The sequence below is a fragment of the Vibrio sp. ER1A genome, from assembly GCF_000733315.1.
GTDB lineage: Bacteria > Pseudomonadota > Gammaproteobacteria > Enterobacterales > Vibrionaceae > Vibrio > Vibrio mediterranei.
This window is the reverse complement of record NZ_JPJA01000032.1, coordinates 1-1,771: the sequence shown is the minus strand read 5'-3', so window position 1 is coordinate 1,771 and position 1,771 is coordinate 1. Positions and strand designations below refer to the sequence as shown.

The window sequence follows — 1,771 nt, the reverse complement described above, 5'->3', positions numbered from 1 at the left end:
CCGTCATTCCGCACCATATTTCAGATTTTAAAATAGTGTGATCTGGTGAGCATTTAGGCAGCAAGAACTCACGCTTCCCTTGACGCCGATCACCAGTTTTGATCTATTACTGTTATTTGACGGGAGCTTATTATGTCTGCACCCCAGCCTGTTATTAAACGCCTCGACCACCTCGGTTTGATTGCTGCTTTTTGTCATGAAACGGGCTTACCCCGCATCATTGACAACATCATCCCTAAGACAGCAGGGCACACGGTATCGCATGGTGATGCTGTGTTGGCTATGCTACTCAATGGGTTGGGGTTCCACAGTCGAACACTACACATGTTCTCCGACTTTTTTGAAACTAAGCCCATTGATAAGCTGTTGGGTAAAGACATTTCGGCTCATCACTTAACTGATGATGTATTGGGACGTACTCTTGATGCGCTGTACGACGCTGATGTATCGGTGCTATACCAAGCGATTGCTGAACATGTCGTCGTGCATTTAGGTCTGGCTACTAGCTCTGTACACCTTGATATCACAAGTTTTCACGTCGATGGCGAGTACAACCAGCCGAACAATGAAGACATCAACACGATCCAGCTGGTTAAGGGTTATAGTCGCGATCATCGACCGGAGCTGAACCAAGTCGTACTGGAGCTTATTTGTGAAAACCAGGCTGGCATTCCCGTTTATATGCAGGCTCTCAGCGGCAATACCAATGACTCCAAGGCGTTTGCAGAAGTCACTAAGCACCACATTCATTGCCTAAAAGCTGCTCAAAATAGTCGCTACTTTATCGCAGATGCCGCTTTGTATACCGAAGCCAGCATTCGCTCACTCGACGAACAACAGCAACAGTTTATAACTCGCGTTCCGATGACTATTAAGCGTGCCAAACAAGCTTTACTCGATCTCGATACCGAGAAGTTAATATCGATTGGTAATGGTTATTCAGGTCATTGGATAACATCTGACTATGGCGGTGTCGAGCAAAGATGGTTACTCGTCAGTAGTGAACAAGCAACAAAGCGCGAGGAAATTACTTTCCTTAAAAATCTTGAAAAGAACACCACCGCTGAACTCAAAGCCCTTCAAAAGCTCAGCAAAAACCAATTTGCTTGTGAAGCCGATGCAAAGCAAGCGCTCACTGAATTTGGTCAGCAATGCGACCTTATAAGTTTTGACAGCTCTGCAGTGAAAAACGTACCAGTGTACAGTGGTCGTGGCCGACCGAAGACTGGCGAAAAGCCCGTTGGTCATTATTATCAGGTCGATACCACACCCTATACCGACCTTGAGAAAGTAAGGCTCGCAAAGCTTAAAGTCGGTATGTTTATTCTAGCAACCAACGACACGACGAGCACAGATCTTGATATGACTTCGTTACTGGCTCACTACAAGTCACAACAAAAAGTAGAGCGCGGTTTTCGGTTCCTCAAGAGCCCAGAGTTTTTAACGTCATCCATATTCTTGAAGAAGCCTCAGCGCATTGAAGCACTGTTGATGATAATGACACTGAGTCTCTTGGTGTATGCAGGTCTGGAGCACAAAATGCGAGAGCAACTAGCAGATAGCCCTGAGTTTTTCCCTAGCATGGTCAAGAACAAAACCACCTCAAAACCCACAGCACGGTGGGTATTCTTGAAGTTTGAGGGGATCGATACGCTATCCATGGGGGAGCAGCGCTTCATCATCGGCTTGCAAGAGCATCAAACGAGGCTGCTGAATTTGCTAGGAAAGCTGTATGAATTGGTTTATTCCTAAATATGCTGCGGAATCTCGG

General features: G+C 46.1%; 1 protein-coding gene. It reads left to right on the top strand.

Annotation, left to right across the window (positions count from 1 at the left end; translation table 11 throughout):
- Positions 1-132 precede the first annotated feature (132 nt).
- Complete coding sequence (locus HW45_RS03660; protein ID WP_038224880.1) at positions 133-1,752, top strand: IS1634 family transposase; 1,620 nt, start codon at positions 133-135, stop codon at positions 1,750-1,752.
- Positions 1,753-1,771: the final 19 nt, after the last annotated feature.

Coding starts and splice junctions, on each gene's coding strand:
- HW45_RS03660 (WP_038224880.1), top strand. CDS start 133: ATGTCTGCACCCCAGCCTGTTATTAAACGCCTCGACCACCTCGGTTTG.